This window comes from Bradyrhizobium sp. 170 (genome assembly GCF_023101085.1).
GTDB lineage: Bacteria > Pseudomonadota > Alphaproteobacteria > Rhizobiales > Xanthobacteraceae > Bradyrhizobium.
On sequence record NZ_CP064703.1, the window covers coordinates 4,341,327 to 4,357,751 of the forward strand.

The window sequence follows — 16,425 nt, forward strand, 5'->3', positions numbered from 1 at the left end:
GTTTCCCTGAATTGTTTTTCTGATCTCGATCGCCACGTTTTGTGTCGACGGTGACGGCTCGTCACACGTTGGAGCTATGGATCGCCTCCACGACGGCCGCGGTGACATCCTTCGTCGTCGCGGTGCCGCCGACATCGGGTGTCGTGATGCCGGCGCCTGTGACCTGCTCCACGGCGCGCATCAGCCGCACTGAGGCTTCCGCCTCGCCGAGATGATCGAGCATTTGCGACGCCGTCCAGAAGCTGGCGACCGGGTTGGCGATGCCCTTGCCGGTGATGTCGAACGCCGAGCCATGGATCGGCTCGAACATGGACGGGAAGCGCCGCTCGGGATCGATGTTCGCGGTCGGGGCCACGCCGAGACTGCCGGCCAGCGCGCCGGCGAGGTCGGACAGGATATCGGCATGGAGGTTGGTCGCCACGATGGTATCGAGGCTCTGCGGCTTCAGCGTCATCCGCACCGTCATCGCGTCGACCAGCATCTTGTCCCAGGTGACATCAGGGAATTCTTTTGAGACCTCGTCGGCGATCTCGTCCCACATCACCATGCCATGCCGCTGCGCGTTCGATTTTGTAACGACGGTCAGGAATTTTCGCGGTCGCGACTGCGCCAGGCGGAACGCATAGCGCATGATGCGCTGGACGCCGACGCGGGTGAAGACGGCGACTTCCGTGCCGACTTCTTCCGGCAGGCCGCGATGCACCCGCCCGCCGCAGCCGGCATATTCGCCTTCGGAGTTTTCACGGACGATCACCCAATCGAGGTCGCCAGGGCCGGCATGGCGCAACGGCGAAGTGATGCCCGGCAGGATCCTGGTCGGCCGGACATTGGCGTACTGGTCAAAGCCCTGGCAGATCGGCAGGCGCAGGCCCCACAGCGTGATGTGATCGGGAACATCGGGAGCGCCGACCGCGCCGAAGTAGATCGCGTCGAATTTCTTCAGCGTGGCGAGGCCGTCAGCCGGCATCATCACGCCGTGCTTGCGGTAATAGGCGGAACCCCAATCGAAGGTTTCGACATTGAATTTCACATCGCCCAGGCGCTTCTGCAGGCTTTCGAGCGCCTGAACGCCGGCGGCAATGACCTCGGGACCGATCCCGTCGGCGGGAATTGCCGCGATTGAATATTCACGCATCGAAATCTCCTTGGGAACGGGCAAGGCCGCGGACGCCCCGTCATTGCGAGCGCAGCGAAGCAATCCACGTCTCCGCTTGCGGCGAAATGGATTGCTTCGTCGCTTCGCTCCCTTGCGCAAGCGCTACGCGTTTGTCGCAGGCAATGACGACAGGTCCAGCCTTGCTTTCGGAGCATCCTGCGGCGGCTGCCGCGGCGAGGCAATCGGCTCGCATTTATACAAAAAATTGATATAATCGCCGCGGGAGGACCGATGGATCTTCATCAACTGCGCTGCTTCGTGGCGGCGGCCGAAGAATTGCATTTTGGCAGGGCGGCGCAGCGGCTCGACATGCTGCCGTCGGCGCTTGGCCGCTTCATCCGGCTGCTCGAAGACGATCTCGGCACGCGGCTGATGACGCGCACGACGCGCAGCGTCGCGCTGACGGACGATGGCGCCGTGCTGCTGAAGGAAGCGCGGACGCTATTGGCGCAGGCCGATGCGCTGGCCGGCCGGTTTCGTACGCGCGGCCGCAAGCGGGCCGCGGTCATTCGCGTCGGCGCCATCGATAGCGCCGCCGCAGGACTGCTGCCGCGGCTGCTCCATGATTTCCGCAAGCGCCAACCCGACGTCACCGTGCAACTGGTCGAGGAAAAGACCGTGCGCCTGCTGCCGCGTCTGTTGTCCGGCCGGCTCGATCTCGCCTTCGTGCGTCCGCCGGAACGGCCCGACAAGCGGCTGGAGTTTCTGTTGCTGCTGCACGAGACCGCCGTCGTCGCGGTGGCCGACCGTCATCCGTTGGCATCGCGAAAGCGCGTGACCATCGCCGATCTCGAAAACGAGCCGTTGATCGTGCCCGAGCGCCGCTCGCGTCCGCACAGCCACGACCTCACCATGAAACTGTTCGCGGAAGCCGGCTGTGAAGCACGGGTGGCGCAAATCGCCGACGAGAAGCAGACCATCGTCAATCTGGTCTCTACAGGATTGGGCGTCGCCATCGTCCCGCGCTGGACCTCGCGCATGGCAACGCGCGGCGTCCGCTTCATCCGCCTCGCAGCCTCCGACATGAACAAGCTGCCGCTGGCCGCCGCCTTCACCCGCGGCACCCGCGATCCCGTGCGCGATGACGTGCTGGCGATGCTGAAAGCCGATTTGCCGCGCTACGCGCGGGAGGCGTAGACGCCTCAACTGCCAAATCCCACCCGCAGCCACAGCCGTCATTGCGAGCGCAGCGAAGCAATCCATCTATCCCCGTGCTGAGGCGTGGATTGCTTCGCTGCGCTCGCAATGACGTGGAGAGAGCGGGGCCTGCATCCTTCGAGACGGCGCTTGCGCGCCTCCTCAGGATGAGGTCTCAGACCCTCATGGTGAGGAGCGCGGCAATGCCATGCGTCCTAGGACGATACTTGCATCGCCGATCGAACCACGAGGCCGCAGAAAGCCGCGTCGCCTTCTTAGACCGAAAAACTCGTCCCGCAGCCGCACGACGCGGTGGCATTCGGGTTGACCACGCGGAACGACGCGCCGATCAAATCGTCGACGAAATCGACTTCGGAGCCGGCGAGGAACGGCACCGAGGCCGGATCGACCAGCACCACCGCGCCCTCGCGCGCGATCACAAGGTCGTCCTCGGCCCTGGCATGGTCGACGTCGAATTTGTACTGGAAGCCGGAGCAGCCGCCGCCCTCGACGGAGATGCGCAGCATGGCGCCGTCGCCTTCGACTTTAAGGATTTCGCCGATGCGGCGGGCGGCCCGCTCGCTGACGGTGATGGCAGTGGTCATGGCATGCTCTCCGGCCCGTCATACCCAATTCATTTGGTATGGGGCGTCAGACATAGTTAAGTGCGTAATCTCGCGGAATCAAATGGATAAGGACTAAAAAATCGTGTCGGTCGGAATGGCTGCCCCCCGCGCGCCCTATGGCTGCGACCCCGATTCCAGCCGCGGCCGGCTGTTTTCGGAGCCGCCGAGCAAGACCCGCAGCCCGTTCCGGCGCGATTGCGACCGGGTGATCCATTCCACCGCGTTCCGCCGCCTCAAGCACAAGACGCAGGTGTTCGTGTTCCACGAGGGCGACCATTACCGCACGCGGCTGACCCATTCGCTGGAAGTGGCGCAAATCGCCCGCGCGCTGGCCCGCCAGCTCGGCCTCGACGAGGACCTGACCGAAACGCTGGCGCTGGCGCACGATCTTGGCCATCCGCCGTTCGGCCATGCTGGCGAGCGGGCGCTCGACAAATGCCTCGCCGCCCATGGCGGCTTCGACCACAACGCGCAGGCGCTGCGGGTGGTGACCTCGCTGGAGCATCGTTATCCCGAGTTCGACGGGCTGAACCTGACCTGGGAAGCGCTCGAGGGCATCGTCAAGCACAACGGTCCGCTGACCGAGCGGGGCGGGCCCCCGGCCGGGCCGTACCGCGAAAATGGGCTTCCGGTCGGCATCGCCGACTTCAATCAAAAATTCGATCTGGAGCTGTGGAGCTATGCCTCGCTGGAAGCGCAGGCCGCGGCCTTCGCCGACGATATTGCCTATGACGCCCACGACATCGACGACGGCCTGCGCGCAGGCCTGTTCAGCGTCGATGACCTCAAGGTGATGCCGCTCACCCAAGCGATCATCGCCGAGATTGACCGGCATTATCCCAATCTCGACGATGCCAGGCGCGGCGCGGAACTGGTGCGCGAGCTGATTTCCTACATGATCGGGGCGGTCATGTCGGAGGCGGGCAGGCGGCTGGCCGCGGCGAAGCCGCAATCGGCGCATGACGTCCGCCACCACCATCAGCCGCTGGTCGCCTTTCCGCCCGAGGTCGCGGAGGAGGAGGCCGCGATCAAGGCGTTCCTGAAACTGCATATGTATCGCCACCCCCGCGTCATGCGGGTGATGGGCGAGGCGGAAGGGATCCTGTTCGACCTGTTCGCGCGCTACCAGACCTCCCCGGGCGACCTGCCACCCGAATGGGTCGAGGGCTCAGAGCGCGAGAGCGAGGGGGAGCGGGCGCGCCGGATCGGCAATTTCATCGCCGGAATGACCGACCGTTTTGCCTTAATCGAGCACCAAAGGCTTTTTGACTCGACCCCGGATTTGCGTTAGGCGGCGGCCATGTCCGACAAGCCAGTTACACAACATCTGTTTGCCGACGCGCTGGCGCGCGTGCAGGCGATCTGCGCCGCGCTCGCGGCCGAGGGCCGATGGCCCGCCGGCATCGATTTCTCCCGCGTCGTGGTCGAGCCGCCGCGCGATGCCAGCCATGGCGACATGGCGACGAATGCCGCGATGGTGCTCGCCAAGGACGCCAAGGCAAAACCGCGCGAGCTCGCCGATAAAATCGCGGAAAAATTGCGCGCCGACGATCTGGTAGCTTCAGTCGAGGTCGCCGGGCCGGGCTTCATCAATCTCACCTTGAAGCCCGAGGTCTGGGCGGGCGAACTGCTCACGATGCTGCGCGAGGGCGCAGCTTACGGCAAAAGCGCGATCGGCCACGGCGCCAAGGTCAATGTCGAATACGTCTCGGCCAACCCGACCGGACCGATGCATGTCGGCCATTGCCGCGGCGCGGTGTTCGGCGACGCGCTGTGCGGTCTGCTTGATTTTGCTGGCTACGACGTCACGCGCGAATACTACATCAACGACGCCGGCGCGCAGGTCGATGTGCTCGCGCGCTCGGCCTATCTGCGCTACCTCGAAGCAACAGGCGAGAACATCGGCGAGATCCCGGAAGGGCTGTATCCGGGGGACTATCTCGTGCCGGTCGGGCAGGCGCTCGCGGCCGAGCATGGCGACAAGCTCAAGGCGATGCCGGAGACCGCCTGGCTGCCGATCGTGCGCCCCAAGGCGATCGCCATGATGATGGACATGATCAGGGGCGATCTCGCGGCGCTCAACATCATGCACGAGGTGTTCTTCTCGGAGCGCTCGCTGGTCGAGACCGGCAACAACAAGGTCACCCAGACCATCGATTTCCTGCGCGCCAAGGGCGATATCTACGAAGGTCGCCTGCCGCCGCCGAAGGGCAAGCCGGTCGAGGATTACGAGGACCGCATCCAGACCCTGTTCCGCGCCACCGCCTATGGCGATGACGTCGACCGACCGCTGATCAAGTCGGACGGCTCCTACACCTATTTCGCCTCCGACATCGCCTATCACAAGAACAAGGTCGATCGCGGCTTCCTCGACATGATCAACGTGTTCGGCGCCGATCATGGCGGCTACGTCAAGCGTATGCAGGCGGCGGTGAAGGCCATCAGCGACGGCAAGGCCGCGCTCGACATCAAGCTTGTGCAGCTCGTCCGGCTGCTGCGTGCCGGCGAGCCCGTCAAGATGTCGAAACGCTCCGGCGATTTCGTCACGCTGCGCGAGGTGGTGGACGAGGTCGGCTCGGACGCCGTGCGGTTCATGATGCTGTTCCGGAAGAATGACGCCGTGCTCGATTTCGACCTAGCCAAGGTGATCGAGCAGTCCAAGGACAACGCGGTGTTTTATGTCCAGTATGGGCATGCCCGCGGCCATTCGATTTTCAAGAATGCCCGTGAGGTGGTTCCGGATCTCCCCGAGGACGATGCCATCAGGTCGGCCTGGCTGGGTTCGGCCCCGGTGGAGCGGCTGACCGACGCGGCGGAACTCGGCCTCTTGAAACGGCTGGCGCTCTACCCCAGAATGATCGAGTCGGCGGCGGTGGCACATGAGCCCCACCGAATCGCCTTTTATCTATATGATTTGGCCAGTGAATTTCATGCGTTATGGACGAAAGGGCGGGATTTGCCCTATTTACGCTTCATTATAACTAATGATGCACAGATCACGAGGGCGCGACTGGCTATGGTCCAGGGCGTCGTCTCGGTTCTGGCATCGGGCTTAGCCGTTCTCGGCGTCCACGCTCCGACCGAGATGCGGTAGGCAGGGGCGAAGGCCTTCACGAATGGGGGTTCGTGGGGGTATCTGGCAGGGGCCACACTCGTCATGGTTTGTTTGACATGGCGGGTTGGCGCTTTCCCGTAGGGGATGCATCATCACGATGGCAGATCGATATCAGGACCGACCTTTTCCCTCCGCCGACCAGGCTCGCGGCGAGAGTGATCCGCTTGCCGAACTCGCAAGGCTGATCGGGCAGAACGATCCGTTGGGGGCCGCGGCCAAACCCGCGGCGCGTCCGCTGCAGTCGCGGGCCAACGTGCGTCCACAGCAGTATGATCAGCAGCAATATGATCCGCCGGAAGAGCTGCCCGATGCTCCTCCGAGCCCGCCGGCATGGATGCAGCGCGCGCGCCACGAAACTCCGCTGCCTCCGCCGCCGCTGCCGCAGGAATACGATGACGAGCCGGAGTACCAGCCGGCGCCGGTCCATCCTTTGCATCGCTACGCAGCCCAGCCGCCGCAGGTGCCCGCGCATCAAGCGCCGCCCGCGCAGGACTATGACGAGCAGCCTCAGCACCAATACGCCGACGAGCCGCTGCAGGACCCGTCGCGCTATGACGACGCGCTGTATGGGCGATTAGAGACCGGCGAGCACGACTATCAGCGCGATCCGGCCTATCCGGACGATCCCTACGCCTACCAGGGCGAATATGAGGAAGAGCCCGCGCCGAAGAAGCGTTCGAGCGGCCTGATGACGGTCGTTGCGGTTCTGGCGCTGGCCGTGGTGGGGACGGGGGCTGCCTTTGCCTATCGCACCTTTGTCGGTTCGCCCCGCAGTGGCGAGCCGCCGATCATCAGGGCCGACAACAGCCCGACCAAGGTGGTGCCGGCGCCATCAGACGCCGGCGCTGGCAAGACCCCCGACCGCATGCTGTCGGGCGATGGCGGCGAGAAGCTGGTGTCGCGCGAAGAAACGCCGGTCGACGTCAATTCGAGGTCCGGCGGGCCGCGCGTGGTGTTTCCGCCGCTGAACCAGAACGCCAACCCGCCGCCGGCCTCGAGTGTATCGCCGTCGGCGCCGATGGCTACGGCCGCCAACGGCACGATGCCGAACAACGAACCGCGCAGGATCAGGACGCTCGCGGTCAAGGGCGACGCCGCTGATAACGGCGGCATCCCGGCAGGCGCCAACGCGCCGCAGAGGCCGGCGCCGCCGACGCGTTCCGTCGCTGCCCAGGCCGTGGCTCCTGGTCCCGGTCCCACTGTACCGCCGGCGCGTAACCCGGCATCCGCCAATGCCAGCGCCAATACGCCAATGTCGCTCGCTCCCGGACAAGCGCCCGATTCCGCGCCGCCGGCCCGGATGGCGGCGACCAATCCGACCCAGACGGCCGCCCCGACCAGCGGCGGCTATCTGGTGCAGGTCTCCTCACAGAAGAACGAGGCGGACGCGCAGGCTTCCTATCGCGCGCTGCAGGGCAAGTTCCCGAACGTGCTCGGGCCGCACTCGTCGCTGGTGAAGCGGGTCGATCTCGGCGAAAAAGGCGTCTATTACCGCGCCTTCGCCGGCCCGTTCGGCTCGTCCGAGGAGGCGGCGCAGGTCTGCAGCAGCCTGAAATCTGCCGGCGGACAGTGCTTCGTCCAAAGGAATTAACGGCGGTTTCCTTGACCCAGGTGCTCTGAGGGGCCTAATCGGCCCCCATGAGCAGCCGCGCATTCATCACGGGCGTATCGGGACTGGAACTGAGCGCCACGGAGCGCGAGTTCATCCGTGGGATGCGGCCGTGGGGCTTCATCCTGTTCAAACGCAATATCGAGTCGCCAGGTCAAGTATCTGACCTTGTTGGTGAATTGCGGGATTGTCTGGGCAAGGCGGATGCGCCGGTGCTGATCGACCAGGAAGGCGGGCGGGTCGCCCGGCTGGGGCCGCCGCATTGGCCGGCCTATCCGCCTGGCGCCGTATTCGGCGCGCTCTACGACCTCGACAAGGAGCTGGGGCTAAAGGCTGCGCGGCTCAGCTCGCGCCTGATCGCGGCCGACCTGATCGACCTCGGTATTACCGTCGATTGCCTGCCGCTGGCGGACGTGCCGGTGGCCGGCGCCGACGCCGTGATCGGCGACCGGGCCTATGGAACCGAGCCGGCCAAGGTCGCGGCGATCGCCCGCGCCGTCACCGAGGGACTGGAACAGGGTGGCGTGCTGCCGGTTCTCAAACATATTCCCGGCCACGGGCGGGCCACCGCTGATAGCCATCATCAGCTTCCGACGGTCGATACCCCGCGGAATGAGCTGGAACGGACCGATTTCGCCGCCTTTCAACCGCTGGCGGACCTGCCGATGGCGATGACCGCACATGTTGTGTTTAGCGCGCTAGACCCCGCCCAACCGGCGACGACTTCTGCGACAATCATCCGGCAGGTGATTCGCGGCGTAATTGGGTTCCAAGGCTTGTTGATGAGTGATGACGTGTCCATGAATGCCCTGGCGGGATCAATCGCCGAACGGACCCGCGCCATTGTCAACGCCGGCTGCGACATGGTCCTGCATTGCAACGGCAAGCTCGACGAGATGCGCGACGTGGCGCGCGAGACGCCGGAACTGGCGGGCGAGGCCCTGGATCGCGCCAGGCGGGCGCTGGCCTCGCGAAAGCGTCCCGAGCCCTTCGACCGGCAGGCGGCGCGGGCTGAACTTGAAGCGTTGATGGATCGGGTAGGAACGGCATGACGGCTGAGATTCTATCGTTTGAAACCGGACGGCCCGCCGAGATCGCTGACAGCGAGGCGGCGCTCGTCGTCGACGTCGAAGGCTATGAGGGCCCGCTCGACCTGCTGCTCACGCTCGCGCGCCAACAGAAAGTCGATCTCGCCAAGATATCGATCTTGGCGCTGGCCGATCAGTATCTGACGTTCATCGAGGCCGCGCGAAAGATCCGCCTCGAACTCGCGGCCGATTACCTCGTGATGGCTGCCTGGCTCGCCTACCTGAAATCACGCCTGCTGCTGCCTGAGCCGCCCACGCCGGACGGACCGAGTGCGGAAGAAATGGCGACCGCACTCGCCAACCGGCTGCGCCGGCTCGAGGCCATTCGCGAAGCGGCCAACCGGCTGATGAACCGTCCGCAGTTCCAGCGCGATATTTTCCCGCGCGGCAATCCGGAATCGATCGCTGAAATCCGTCACCCCAAATTCACCGCAACCCTGTTCGACCTGCTCACCGCCTATGCCGTGCAGCGCCAGCAGCGCGTGCTGGCGACGGTGCATCTGGCCAAGCGCACGGTGTGGTCGCTGGCCGAAGCGCGCGCCTCGCTGGAGCGGCTGGTCGGCATGACCGAGGCCGAGGACTGGAGCTGCCTCGACGATTTCCTGCTCAGCTACGTGGTCGATCCCTCGCAGCGGGCGACGGTGTTTGCGTCGAGCTTCGCCGCAGCGCTCGAACTGGTGCGCGAAGGCGAGATGGAATTGAACCAGAAAGAGGCGTTCGCGCCGCTGTATTTTCGTAAGCGTCCGCCGCAGGCAGCGATGCCCGCGCCGGATATGACGGTCGAGTAGTGGAAGGAGACCTAGCCATGGCAAGCCTGGCGGAAAAACGCATGGAAGATGCCGAGGATCATCCCATCGACCAGAATATCGAAGTTGAGGCGCGGCCAGAGGAATTGCGGCTTCTCGAAGCGCTGCTGTTTGCCTCTGCCGAGCCGATCGATCAGGCGACGCTCGCCAAGCGCATGCCCGATGGCGTCGACGTCAAGGCGGCGCTGGCGCAACTGCAGGCGGAATACGCCCCGCGCGGCGTCAATCTGGTACGCGTCGCCAACAAATGGACCTTTCGCACCGCCGGCGATCTGTCGTGGCTGATGACGCGCGAAAGCACCGAGACGCGGCGGCTGTCGCGGGCGGCCATCGAGGTGCTCGCGATCATCGCCTATCACCAGCCGGTGACGCGCGCCGAGATCGAGGAGATCCGCGGCGTGATCACGTCCAAGGGAACGCTGGATGTGCTGCTGGAAACCGGATGGATCCGTCCCCGCGGCCGCCGCAAGACGCCGGGCCGGCCGCTCACCTTCGGCACGACCGAGGCGTTCCTGTCGCAGTTCAGCCTGGAAGCGCTCGGCGACCTGCCGGGCCTGGAAGAGCTGAAGGGGACGGGGCTACTGGATTCGCGGCTGCCTTCCGGCTTCAGCGTTCCGACGCCGTCCGACGATGTGGCGCTGCGAGAGGACGAGGATCCGCTGGATGCGGGCGATAGTCTGGAACTTCTGCTGGCGCCGGCCGCCGAGCCTGAAGAGGGCGGTGGAGCTGGTTCTGAAGGCTCAGCCGGCTAGCCCCGCAAGCGGGGTTAATGATAGCCATAATACGTAGCCGCGACAGCGATTTGCCGCGGCGTGGGTCCTTGTTTTTGACACCCGCCGGGCCTACCTTCCGCCAAAGCTTGGCCGGTATCCGGCCGTCTCTTTTGGAGGGTTGCAGGATGGGTTCGCTTAGCATTTGGCACTGGATCGTCGTGATCGCAGTGGTCCTGCTGCTGTTCGGCCGCGGCAAGATTTCGGACCTGATGGGCGATGTCGCGAATGGCATCAAGGCCTTCAAGAAGGGCATGCAGGACGATGACAAGCCTGCAGAAAAGCCCGCCGAACCGGTGAAGACCATTGATCACAATGCGACGCCGGCGCCCACGGCGGCCCGGACGGATGTCGGCAGCAAGGCTGTCTGAACCAGGCATCTTGAGCCAGGCGTCGGTTGAAAGCCGGTTTGAGAAAAGGCGCGGGCGTCCCCAAATCTTGCTAAATAGGGTTTGGGCGCGGACATCTCGCGCGAGCGGAAGAATTCATGTTCGACATCGGGTGGAGTGAACTGGTCGTCATCGCGGTTGTCGCGCTGATTGCCATCGGCCCGAAAGAGCTGCCGGGCGTCCTGCGCATGGTCGGGCAATGGATGGGCAAGGCGCGCAAGATGGCGTCCGAATTCCAGGGCCAGTTCCAGGAGGCCATGCGCGAGGCCGAAATGGCCGACCTCAAGAAGAGCTTTGACGAGGTCAAGGACGTGGCGACAGGCCTCTCCCCGGGCAACGTCATGACCTCGCTGCAGAAGGACGTCAGCGACGCCCTGCAGATCGGCGACATCGACAAGCCTGCCACCCCACCCAACGATGCGCAGGTGGCCGCCGCAATCGGCGAACCCGTCACCCCGACGACGCCCGCCGCGCCGACGCCGGAGACCTTCGTCGAAGCCGAGGCGCATGCGGCGTCCGAGCCGCTTGTGATCACGCGTGAAGTTCAGGCGGCGGCGCAGGATATCGCGCCCGCGGCGCCTGACGTTCTCAAGGACGCCAAAGCGTCATGACCATCGAGGATATCGAGGCTAGCAAGGCGCCATTGATGGATCATTTGATCGAGCTGCGCTCGCGGCTGATCAAGGCGCTGTTGGCCTTCGGTATTGCGTTCATCTTCTGCTTCTTCTTCGCCAAGCAGATCTACAACGTGCTGGTCTGGCCGTTCGTCTGGGTGGCGGGCGCCGAGAACTCGACATTCATTTACACCGCGCTGTTGGAATATTTCCTCACGCAATTGAAGCTGGCGATGTTCGGCGCTGCCTTCATCTCGTTCCCGATCGTTGCCGGGCAGATCTACATGTTCGTGGCGCCCGGCCTCTACAAGCACGAGCGCGGTGCGTTCCTGCCTTACCTGGTCGCCACGCCGTTCTTCTTCATACTCGGCTCGCTGCTGGTTTACTTCATCGTGCTGCCGATGCTGGTGCGGTTCTCGCTCGGCATGCAGCAGATGGGCGGCGATGAGAGTGCGAAGATCCAGTTGTTGCCGAAGGTCGGCGAATATCTGTCGCTGATGATGTCGCTGATCTTCGCTTTCGGCATCGCGTTCCAGCTTCCGGTTATCCTGACGCTGCTCGGGCGGATCGGCATCGTCACCTCGCAGATGCTGCGCGAGAAGCGACGCTATTTCATCGTCATCGCCTTCGTGATTGCCGCCGTTCTGACGCCGCCCGATGTGATCAGCCAGGCCTCGCTCGCGATACCGCTGCTGCTGCTCTACGAGGGCGCGATCGTTGCGGTCCGCATGGTGGAAAAGAAGGCCGCGGCCGCGCAGGCCTCGACCACGCCTCCGCCCGCCAGCCCGCCCCCGGAAGCCAACCCGGCGGAATAGGGCGGCGTTCTACCCCCTTATCGGCTGTCATTACCCGCGAAAGCGGGGAATCCAGTACGCCGAGGCCTTCCGATTCAGCACTGACGTCTCTGGAATACTGGATCGCCCGCTTTCGCGGGCGATGACGGATGTGGTACGGGATGCGCCAACACGAATGTTAATTGTCAACATAACACGTGACATTCGACGCAAGCGCCCAGGACTGACCGCCCATGCACGACATCAAATCAATCCGCGACAACCCCCAGGCCTTCGACGCCGGACTGAAGCGCCGTGGACTGTCGACGTTGTCGGCTGCGCTGCTGGCGATCGATGAAAAGCGTCGCGCGGCGATCCTGGCGTCCGAGCAGGCGCAGGCGCGGCGCAATGCGGCGTCGAAGGAAATCGGCGAGGCCAAGAAGGCCAAGGACGACGCGCGCGCCAACAAACTGATGGCCGAAGTAGCCGAGCTCAAGACTACGATGCCGGAGCTCGAGCTGGCGGCCAAGACGGCCGACGAGGAGCTGGCGAAAGAGCTCGCCGCGATTCCGAACCTGCCGCTCGACGACGTGCCCGAAGGCGCAGATGAGCACGGCAATGTGCAGCGCCACGTCTACGGCAAGATCCGCAACTATGCCTTCATGCCGAAGCCGCATGATGATCTCGGCGGCGCGCTCGGCTACATGGATTTCGAAGCCGCCGCGAAATTGAGTGGCGCGCGCTTTGTCGTGTTGAAGAAGGGGTTGGCACGACTGGAGCGTGCGATCGGACAGTTCATGCTCGACCTTCATACCAACGAGCACGGTTACACTGAGGTCAATACGCCACTATTGGTGCGCAATGACGTCATGTTCGGCACGGGCCAATTGCCGAAATTCGAGGACGACCAGTTCTGGGCTATCAAGGGCGAACTGCTTGTGGCGCCCGACGAACGATTGAAGACCGAGCGTCTCGGTCTCATCCCCACCGCCGAAGTCGCGCTGACCAACCTCGTCCGCGAATCCATCGTCGACGAAAAAGAACTGCCGATGCGGCTGACTGCGCTGACGCCGTGCTTCCGCGCTGAAGCGGGTGCGGCGGGCCGCGATACCCGCGGCATGATCCGGCAGCATCAATTTACAAAAGTCGAGTTGGTCTCGATCGCAACCCCCGAGACCAGCCGCGATGAGCACGAGCGCATGCTGTCCTGCGCCGAGGAAGTGCTGCGGCGGCTCGATCTGCATTACCGCGTAATGACGCTGTGCTCCGGCGACATGGGATTTTCCGCACAAAAAACCTACGACATCGAGGTTTGGATGCCGGGGCAGGGCGAGGGTGGCGCTTACCGCGAAATCTCGAGCTGCTCGGTGTGCGGCGACTTTCAGGCACGGCGGATGGACGCGCGCTCGCGTGGGCCCGACGGCAAGCCGCGTTTCGTTCATACGCTGAACGGCTCCGGCACGGCGGTCGGCCGCGCGCTGATTGCGGTCATGGAAACCTACCAGCAGGAAGACGGCGCGATCGCGGTGCCCGACGTGCTGCAGCCCTATATGGGCGGGCTCAAGACAATCGAGCGGGACAAATAGCGCAAAGCAAAATGGCATTGCATCGCGACATCTTTTGGATCGGGAGGCAATGGGCTGTTACCGGCCACGGGATGCAATTGATCGACCAGCGACTGACGGGCGCGTTCGATATCGAAGTGGCACGGCTGTGGGACGACGATCTGATCGCGCGCATGCATGCCAAGGAGTGGCTCAACGCCGGGGATTTCGAAAAGGGGCTGGCGGTTGCGCGAACGCGACATTCGCAGCCGCAGGCGGGATCGACTTCAGTGGTCGCGCCGCCGGCTCCAGCGATCGAGCCGGTCGCGCCGCCTCCGCCGCCGAAGCCGGAGCGGCCCGCTACCGTTGAGCCGCCGCAGCCGCCTCCGGCACCGCCGGAGGCCGTGAGCCCACAGCCTCTACCCATCGAGCCGCCTAAGCAGGAATCGCCAGACCTGCAGATGAAAATCGACGGCGGCGCCAGATTCGCGCGTCCCTGGCGCGTCTGGGTGAAGAAAACATGAGTAAATGGGCCGGTTTGCCTCAGCCGCGATAGCCGGATAAGACGACGCCCAAAGGCAAGAGCCTGCCTCGACCTGAACCAGAAGGCATTTTGACGGATGCGAGTTCTCTGCACCAACGACGACGGCATTCATGCGCCGGGCTTGAAGATCGTCGAGGAGATCGCCCGCGCGCTGTCTGACGACGTCTGGATCGTGGCGCCGGAGCTCGATCAGTCCGGCGTCTCGCATTCGTTGTCGCTGAACGATCCCTTGCGGCTGCGCGAAGTCGGTCCGCGCCATTTCGCGGTGCGGGGCACGCCGACCGATTGCGTGATCATGGGTTCGCGCCACATCCTCGGCGAGAAGATGCCCGATCTGGTGCTGTCCGGCGTCAACAAGGGCCGCAACGTCGCCGAGGACGTCGTCTATTCCGGCACCATCGCCGGCGCCCTTGAGGGCACGATCCTGGGAATACCGTCGTTTGCACTTAGCCAGGAATTTTCCATCGAGACCCGTCACGCGCCGCTGTGGGACACCGCGCTGAAATTCGGTCCGGATATCCTGCGCAAGGTGATCGATGCCGGGGTGCCGAAGAACACGGTAATCAACGTCAATTTCCCCGCCTGCACGCCCGACCGGGTCAAGGGCGTGCGCGTGACGCGTCAGGGCAAGCGCAATCTCGGCTTCCTCAAGGTCGACAAGCGCCACGACGGCCGCGGCAATCCCTATTTCTGGATCGGCTTTGAGCGCGCCGCGATGATGGATACGCCGGCCGAAGGCACCGATCTTGCTGCACTTGCGGCACGCTACGTATCGGTCACCCCGCTGCGACTCGATCGCACCGATGAAGCGTTCTCGGAAGAGCTGACGACGACGCTGAAATAAGCCCCGGTCGAACTCGTCATACCCGCGAAGGCGGGTATCCAGTACGCCGCGGCATCTCAGTTCAATCACAGGTCTCTGGGATACTGGATCATCCGCCTTCGCGGATGATGACGGCTGGGTGTACGGATTGACGAGCTAAACCGGGGCGCTCTTCATCGTCGCGGCGATGACCTGGGCCAGCGTTTCCAGTTGGAACGGCTTCTGCAGCGCGGGGCGGTCGCGATATTCCTGGGGCAGGCCGGAGGAGCCGTAGCCGGTCGCAAAGATGAACGGGCGCTTGCGCGCCGTGATCAGCTCGGCGACCGGCGTGATTACCTTGCCGTTGACGTTGACGTCGAGAATGGCGAGATCGAATTCGGTCGATTGCACCAGCTTGACCGCTTCGCCGATTTCGCCGGCCTCGGCAGCTACGCTGTGGCCCAGCTCTTCCAGCATGTCAGCGACCATCATCCGGATCATAACCTCGTCTTCAACGAGGAAAACAGAACAGCCCGCCGGCCGTGTCGCTATCATGAGGGGAATCCTTGCCCTTCTAAGGCTTTGAGGTTCGCAAAAAACACCCCTGGGCGCAACGTCGACATGAACCGGCACGCTTTGAAGCAAAGACTCCGGCGACGGGATTAGCCGTGCCCTAACGCCGGGGGTAGGTTAGCAGTTCCCGAAGCCGGAACCAAAATCTTGAGGAAATTCTTCCTTAAGTGCGCGCACGCTATTACATCTCGGCGAGGCCAGAGCCCGCCGCGAGACCGCAATGTCGCAAGAACCGCCCGAGAAGATGATGTTTCAGCTCACCCTGCGGCGGCGGGGGATCAGCGACCAGGCGGTGCTGCGCGCCATGGAAGCGGTGCCGCGGGAGGTTTTCGTGGCGGCTGGCGACCGCGGTCATGCCTACCGCGACAGCGCGCTCGGTATCGCCTGCGGGCAGACCATCAGCCAGCCCTTCGTCGTGGCCTACATGACCGAGCAGCTGCAACTGCAGAAGGGCCACAAGGTGCTCGAGATCGGTACCGGCTCGGGCTATCAGGCCGCGGTGCTGTCGCGGTTATGCGCGCACGTCCTCACCATTGAGCGCTACCGGACGCTGGCGGACACGGCCCGCGACCGGCTCGAAGCGCTCGGCTACTACAATATCGAGGTGATGAACGGCGACGGCTTTGACATACCGGCGGGCGCGGGCGATTTCGACCGCATCATCGTGACGGCTGCGATGGAGCAAATTCCGGAAAAGCTGCTGGAGCGGCTGGTGCTGCGCGGCATTCTGATCGCACCGGTCGGCCCCCATCACGGCACCCAGACGCTGGTCAGGATGACCAGGACGGACAGCGGGTTCGAGCGCAAGGAATTGGTCGATGTCCGCTTCGTCCCGGCCCTGCCGGGAATTGCGCGCGAACTGTAGAATCCCGGATTGGC

The 16,425-nt window shown here is 64.2% G+C and carries 17 protein-coding genes; 14 read left to right on the forward strand and 3 right to left on the reverse strand.

All coding sequences use genetic code 11. The annotated features are described in order from the left end of the window. Window positions 1–61: 61 nt before the first annotated feature. Window positions 62–1,135, reverse strand: coding sequence for a tartrate dehydrogenase (locus IVB05_RS20065; RefSeq protein ID WP_247786323.1), 1,074 nt, complete (start codon window positions 1,133–1,135; stop codon window positions 62–64). Between the two features lie 252 nt (window positions 1,136–1,387). On the opposite strand from IVB05_RS20065, the gene IVB05_RS20070 reads away from it, so the two are divergent. Continuing rightward, the gene (locus tag IVB05_RS20070; protein WP_247786324.1) at window positions 1,388–2,293 is read left to right on the forward strand and encodes a LysR family transcriptional regulator; all 906 of its coding nucleotides are present in this window, start codon (window positions 1,388–1,390) and stop codon (window positions 2,291–2,293) included. Window positions 2,294–2,568: 275 nt separating this feature from the next. Here the strand turns inward: IVB05_RS20070 and erpA are convergent, their stop codons facing one another. Further along, entirely contained in the window at window positions 2,569–2,898 is a 330-nt protein-coding gene (erpA, locus tag IVB05_RS20075) for an iron-sulfur cluster insertion protein ErpA (RefSeq protein WP_247786325.1), read from the reverse strand. A gap of 103 nt (window positions 2,899–3,001) precedes the next feature. On the opposite strand from erpA, the gene IVB05_RS20080 reads away from it, so the two are divergent. The 12 genes from IVB05_RS20080 to surE all read left to right on the forward strand — a co-directional run bounded on the left by IVB05_RS20080 (window position 3,002) and on the right by surE (window position 15,015). Next, window positions 3,002–4,210, forward strand: a complete 1,209-nt coding sequence (locus IVB05_RS20080; RefSeq protein ID WP_247786326.1) for a deoxyguanosinetriphosphate triphosphohydrolase — start codon at window positions 3,002–3,004, stop codon at window positions 4,208–4,210. A gap of 9 nt (window positions 4,211–4,219) precedes the next feature. Next, entirely contained in the window at window positions 4,220–6,013 is a 1,794-nt protein-coding gene (gene argS, locus IVB05_RS20085) for an arginine--tRNA ligase (protein ID WP_247786327.1), read from the forward strand. Between the two features lie 118 nt (window positions 6,014–6,131). Next, window positions 6,132–7,625: an SPOR domain-containing protein gene (locus IVB05_RS20090; RefSeq protein WP_247786328.1), complete on the forward strand. Its 1,494-nt coding sequence runs from the start codon at window positions 6,132–6,134 to the stop codon at window positions 7,623–7,625. Between the two features lie 47 nt (window positions 7,626–7,672). Next, window positions 7,673–8,695 (forward strand): beta-N-acetylhexosaminidase, encoded by a 1,023-nt coding sequence (gene nagZ, locus IVB05_RS20095; RefSeq protein WP_247786329.1) that lies wholly within the window; start codon window positions 7,673–7,675, stop codon window positions 8,693–8,695. After that, a complete protein-coding gene (locus tag IVB05_RS20100) occupies window positions 8,692–9,519 on the forward strand; it encodes a ScpA family protein (RefSeq protein WP_247786330.1) in 828 nt (275 codons plus the stop codon). The genes nagZ and IVB05_RS20100 overlap by 4 nt, the downstream gene beginning before the upstream one ends. A gap of 17 nt (window positions 9,520–9,536) precedes the next feature. Then, on the forward strand, window positions 9,537–10,289 hold the full coding sequence (gene scpB, locus IVB05_RS20105; RefSeq protein ID WP_247786331.1) for an SMC-Scp complex subunit ScpB: 753 nt from the start codon (window positions 9,537–9,539) through the stop codon (window positions 10,287–10,289). 146 nt (window positions 10,290–10,435) lie between these two features. Next, window positions 10,436–10,678: a twin-arginine translocase TatA/TatE family subunit gene (locus IVB05_RS20110; protein ID WP_247786332.1), complete on the forward strand. Its 243-nt coding sequence runs from the start codon at window positions 10,436–10,438 to the stop codon at window positions 10,676–10,678. Window positions 10,679–10,794: 116 nt separating this feature from the next. Next, the gene (gene tatB, locus IVB05_RS20115; RefSeq protein WP_247786333.1) at window positions 10,795–11,307 is read left to right on the forward strand and encodes a Sec-independent protein translocase protein TatB; all 513 of its coding nucleotides are present in this window, start codon (window positions 10,795–10,797) and stop codon (window positions 11,305–11,307) included. Next, complete coding sequence (gene tatC, locus IVB05_RS20120) at window positions 11,304–12,125, forward strand: twin-arginine translocase subunit TatC (protein ID WP_247786334.1); 822 nt, start codon at window positions 11,304–11,306, stop codon at window positions 12,123–12,125. The genes tatB and tatC overlap by 4 nt, the downstream gene beginning before the upstream one ends. A gap of 212 nt (window positions 12,126–12,337) precedes the next feature. After that, entirely contained in the window at window positions 12,338–13,669 is a 1,332-nt protein-coding gene (gene serS, locus IVB05_RS20125) for a serine--tRNA ligase (RefSeq protein WP_247786335.1), read from the forward strand. A gap of 11 nt (window positions 13,670–13,680) precedes the next feature. After that, window positions 13,681–14,151, forward strand: a complete 471-nt coding sequence (locus IVB05_RS20130) for a hypothetical protein (protein ID WP_247786336.1) — start codon at window positions 13,681–13,683, stop codon at window positions 14,149–14,151. Between the two features lie 96 nt (window positions 14,152–14,247). Then, entirely contained in the window at window positions 14,248–15,015 is a 768-nt protein-coding gene (gene surE / locus IVB05_RS20135; RefSeq protein WP_247786337.1) for a 5'/3'-nucleotidase SurE, read from the forward strand. Between the two features lie 135 nt (window positions 15,016–15,150). Here the strand turns inward: surE and IVB05_RS20140 are convergent, their stop codons facing one another. Further along, window positions 15,151–15,528 carry a response regulator gene (locus IVB05_RS20140; RefSeq protein ID WP_256473422.1) on the reverse strand — a complete coding sequence of 126 codons (378 nt, stop codon included), beginning with the start codon at window positions 15,526–15,528 and terminating at the stop codon, window positions 15,151–15,153. Between the two features lie 265 nt (window positions 15,529–15,793). Between IVB05_RS20140 and IVB05_RS20145 the strand changes: the two genes are divergently transcribed. After that, window positions 15,794–16,411 carry a protein-L-isoaspartate(D-aspartate) O-methyltransferase gene (locus IVB05_RS20145; RefSeq protein ID WP_247786807.1) on the forward strand — a complete coding sequence of 206 codons (618 nt, stop codon included), beginning with the start codon at window positions 15,794–15,796 and terminating at the stop codon, window positions 16,409–16,411. Window positions 16,412–16,425 lie beyond the last annotated feature (14 nt).